This window comes from Aeromicrobium sp. Leaf272 (assembly GCF_001422865.1).
Classification (GTDB): Bacteria; Actinomycetota; Actinomycetes; order Propionibacteriales; family Nocardioidaceae; genus Aeromicrobium.
Genome location: NZ_LMMY01000010.1, coordinates 27575 through 31349 on the forward strand (window position 1 = coordinate 27575; position 3775 = coordinate 31349).

Annotated in this window: 6 protein-coding genes; 3 read left to right on the forward strand and 3 right to left on the reverse strand. The window is 73.4% G+C overall.

The annotated features are described in order from the left end of the window. Positions 1–207: 207 nt before the first annotated feature. Genes ASF38_RS05370 through ASF38_RS05380 form a run of 3 tightly spaced genes read left to right on the forward strand, consistent with a single transcriptional unit; the run spans position 208 to position 2150 of the window. Complete coding sequence (locus ASF38_RS05370) at positions 208–900, forward strand: SDR family oxidoreductase (protein ID WP_056574255.1); 693 nt, start codon at positions 208–210, stop codon at positions 898–900. Positions 901–918: 18 nt separating this feature from the next. Beyond that, entirely contained in the window at positions 919–1449 is a 531-nt protein-coding gene (locus tag ASF38_RS05375; RefSeq protein ID WP_055968689.1) for a DinB family protein, read from the forward strand. A 35-nt stretch (positions 1450–1484) separates the two neighbouring features. Continuing rightward, entirely contained in the window at positions 1485–2150 is a 666-nt protein-coding gene (locus tag ASF38_RS05380) for an SDR family oxidoreductase (protein WP_056574258.1), read from the forward strand. 22 nt (positions 2151–2172) lie between these two features. Here the strand turns inward: ASF38_RS05380 and ASF38_RS05385 are convergent, their stop codons facing one another. From ASF38_RS05385 to ASF38_RS19030, 3 genes are all read right to left on the reverse strand, one after another. After that, the gene (locus tag ASF38_RS05385) at positions 2173–2694 is read right to left on the reverse strand and encodes a GNAT family N-acetyltransferase (protein WP_200914429.1); all 522 of its coding nucleotides are present in this window, start codon (positions 2692–2694) and stop codon (positions 2173–2175) included. Continuing rightward, positions 2691–3206 (reverse strand): helix-hairpin-helix domain-containing protein, encoded by a 516-nt coding sequence (locus ASF38_RS05390; RefSeq protein ID WP_055968698.1) that lies wholly within the window; start codon positions 3204–3206, stop codon positions 2691–2693. The genes ASF38_RS05385 and ASF38_RS05390 overlap by 4 nt, the downstream gene beginning before the upstream one ends. Continuing rightward, on the reverse strand, positions 3203–3775 hold a 573-nt coding region (locus ASF38_RS19030; RefSeq protein WP_056574263.1), incomplete at its 5' end, for a VOC family protein. The genes ASF38_RS19030 and ASF38_RS05390, both read right to left, overlap by 4 nt.

Genomic DNA, 3775 nt, shown 5'->3' on the forward strand with positions numbered 1-3775 from the left:
CCCGGACCCGCCCGACGGTCGAGGCCCTTTCGGGGAGCAGGTCGACTCGCAGCCACAGCAACGCAGCCGCACGAGAAGACCCCGGCGGAGCAGCGCAGCCGCAGGACAAGGCTCAGCCGCAGTAGCGCAGCGGCAAGAACAGACCCAGCCACCTGAAGCGCCACGACTCACGTTGCGGCTCCCCCGGGCGTGGGTAGCGTCCCGAGCATGGAGCTCACCGACGTCCGTGCCCTCGTCGTGGGTGCCACCGGCGCCCTCGGCGGCGGCATCGCCCGCGCCCTGCACGAGGCCGGCGCCTCCCTGGCGGTCACGGGGCGTGACGCCGACCGGCTCGCGGCGATCGGCGAGGAGCTCGACGCTCCCACGTTCGTGCTCGACGTCGTCGACGTCGAGCGCGCGGCGACGACGGTGCGGCAGGCCGTCGACGCACTCGGCGGGCTCGACGTCCTGGTCGTGGCCACCGGCGTCCCGGCGTTCGGTCCGGCAGTGGATGCCGACCCCGTCGTGGTCGAGGAGCTGTTCGCCGTGAACACGCTCGGCGCCACCGGCGTCGTGCGCGCCGCGCTCCCCCACCTCGACGGTGGCGTCGCCGTCGTGCTGTCCGCGATCCTGGCCGACGCCCCCACCGCGGGCATGGCCGACTACTCGGCGGCCAAGGCGGCGTTGTCGGCCTGGCTCACCGTCGCGCGCCGCGAGCACCGGCGGAGCACGCGCATCGTCGACGTCCGTCCGCCGCACCTCGACACCGACCTCGCGTCCCACGCACTCGCCGGTGAGCCGCCGCGCCTGCCGGAGCCACTGCCGTCCACCGACGTGGTCGACGCCGTGCTGCGGGCGATCGGCGACGACAAGGCCACCGAGGTCGCGTGGGACCGGCGCGACGGGCTGGTCGTGCGCTGACGCAGTAGCGTCGTGGACATGAGCCTCGACCCCGTCACGACCGACCTCCTGGACGACGCCTTCGGACGCGTCCGCGAGCTCGTGGAGCAGCAGTGCTCCGACCTCGACGAGTCCACGGCGACGTTCCAGGTCGACGACGGCGCCAACACGCCCGTCTGGCTGCTCTGGCACCTCGCCCGCGTGCAGGACGACCACGTGGCCGCCCTGGCCGACGTGCCGCAGGCGTGGGACACGTGGGCCGAGCGGTTCGCTCCCCACCTCGGCGACGGCATCGAGCACGGGGACATCGGGTACGGCCACGACCTCGACCAGGTGCTCTCGGTCCGACCTCCCGCCGAGCTGGTCGACGCGTACCACGCGGACGTCCACGCGCTCACGCGTCGCTACCTCCGGACGCTGGACGCCACCGAGCTGGCGCGCGTGGTCGACGAGCGCTGGGACCCGCCCGTCACCGCGTCGGCGCGCCTCGTGAGCGTGCTGGGCGACACCCTGCAGCACCTGGGCCAGGTCGCGTTCGTGGTCGGCGTGGCGCAACGACGCTCCAGCTGACCGGTCTCCCCCGATCGTGGACCTAGGCTGACGGCATGCCCTGCGCCCTGGTGACCGGAGCAGCCCGACCGAACAGCCTCGCCGCCGCGATCGTGCCGCGACTGCGCGACGACGGCTGGGACGTGGCCACCTCCGACCTGACCGGCACCGACTTCGACGTGGACCTGTCCACGCCGCACGGGCCGACCGACCTGCTGGACGCCGTCACCCGTGACCGAGGCCCGGTCTGCGCCCTGGTGCTGAGCCACGCCCATGACGTCGAGACCGGGGTCCTCGACACGACCGCCGAGAGCTTCGACACCCACGTGGCCGTGAACGCGCGCGCCAGCCTGCTCCTCATCGCCGGCTTCGCCCGTCAGGTGCCCGACGGCGGGGGCGCGGTGGTCGCTCTGACGAGCGACGCCACCACCGGGAACCTCCCCTACGGCGCGTCCAAGGGGGCGCTCGACCGCATCGTGATCTCCGCGGCACGCGAGCTGGGCCCGCTCGGGATCAGCGCCAACGTGCTGAACCCCGGCCCCGTCGACACCGGGTGGATGGACGACCAGCTCAGGGAGGGGCTGCTGCCGCACCAGCCCCTCGGTCGTCTCGGGGAGCCACGCGACGTCGCCGGAGTGGTCGCCTTCCTCCTGTCGCCCGAAGGACGCTGGATCTCCGGACAGCTGCTGCACGCCGACGGCGGGTTCTCGGCCCGCTACTGAGCCCGACGGTCCGGACCTGGGCTCAGACGTCGTGCGGCGTGAAGCGGTGGAACAGCACGTGGTCCTGCCACTGCCCGCCGATCTTGAGGTAGCGCGGCGCGCGTCCGAACGACTCGAACCCGGCACGCCGGAGCACGGCCTGGGAGCGCTCGTTGTGGGCCAGCGTGGCGGCCTGCAGCCGGTGCAGCCGCAGGACGTCGAACGCGTGGGTGGTGATCTCCTCGACGGCGCGGGTCATCAGCCCGCGCCCCTGCACGTCGGCGGCCAGCCAGTAGCCGACGTGAGCGTTCTGGAAGGCCCCGCGCACCAGGTCGTTGAGGTTGATCTCACCGACCACCCGGTCGTCGTCGAGCACGACGAAGTAGGCACCCCGGCCCTGGACCATGGCCTCGAGACGCCGCTCGAGCAGGTCGAGCTGCCCCTCGACGGTGTAGAAGTCGGCATTGCGCTCGGGGCTCCAGGGGTCGAGGTGCTCGCGGTTGGTCACCCACAGGTCGGCGAGGACCTCGGCGTCCGCAGGGTCGGGGACCCGCAGCACGCTCACCACGTGGTCCCCCGCTCGGCGAGCGCAGCGGCCAGGGCCGCCACCGCGCGTGGGCCGATGCCGTGCAGCGCGGCCACCTCGTCGCGATCGCGGGCAGCCAGCTCGTCGAGCGAGCCGATGCCGGCACCGTGGAGCGCGCGCCGCGCCGGGGCACCGATCGCACCGAGGTCGTCGTCGCCCTCGGCGGCAGCCCTCGCCGCGTGCGCGGACGCTTCGACGACACCGGCCGGTGCGCAGTGCCGCCACGCCTCGTGGACCCAGTGGTTGAGCGCCATCCCGTCGATCACGTCGAGGTCGACCAGGACGCCCGACGACGTGGTCTGCACGCCGGGCAGCTCGCCGGCCATGCGGCTGCGCGGCTCGATCCCGAGCGAGAGCGCCGCGCGCCCGTCGTCGGTGAGGGCGGCGAACACCGTGCCCGCGACCGCCCAGCCTCGCGTGGGTCCGACCTCGACCTGCTCGGCGCCCTCCTGTGCGAGGGCCGCCCTGCGCAGCTGCGCCCGCGACGTCACGCGGCGTCCTCGTCGAACACGCAGAACTCGTTGCCGTCGGGGTCGGCCATGACCGTCCAGACCACCTCGTCGTCGGGTCGGCGCAGCACGGTGGCGCCGAGGGCCTCGAGATCGGCGACGCCGGATCCGGCGGTGAGCGTGACGTCCCAGTGGAGCCGGTTCTTGACCGTCTTGGGCTCCGGCACGTCGCAGAACACGATGCCCTCGAACGGCATGCCGGGGACGTCCTCCAGCCAGCTGAACCGCTGCTCCTCCTCGCTGCCGATCGTGCCACCCCACACGCCGTGCCACCAGGCCGCCGCGGCGCGGTGGTCGGCGACGTCGACGCACAGCTCGTAGAGCCGGTAGTCGGGAACGTCGTCGCGCACGAACGTGCAGATCTCGTCGCCCTCCGGGCCGGCCACGACCGTCCACCGGAACTCGCCCTCAGCGCTGAGACGTGTGGTCCCGGGCAGCACCGACGCTGCGGCGTGGACGTCGAGGTGGACCCGGTCCTTGACCGACTTGGGCTCCGGCACGACGCAGGGCCACACGGTGTGCCGAGGGGTGGGTCCCTCGAGGTGCACCTC

What these genes read in the sequence shown, in the direction of transcription:
- ASF38_RS05370 (WP_056574255.1), top strand. Translation starts at nt 208, where the DNA reads ATGGAGCTCACCGACGTCCGTGCCCTCGTCGTGGGTGCCACCGGCGCC.
- ASF38_RS05375 (WP_055968689.1), top strand. Translation starts at nt 919, where the DNA reads ATGAGCCTCGACCCCGTCACGACCGACCTCCTGGACGACGCCTTCGGA.
- ASF38_RS05380 (WP_056574258.1), top strand. Translation starts at nt 1,485, where the DNA reads ATGCCCTGCGCCCTGGTGACCGGAGCAGCCCGACCGAACAGCCTCGCC.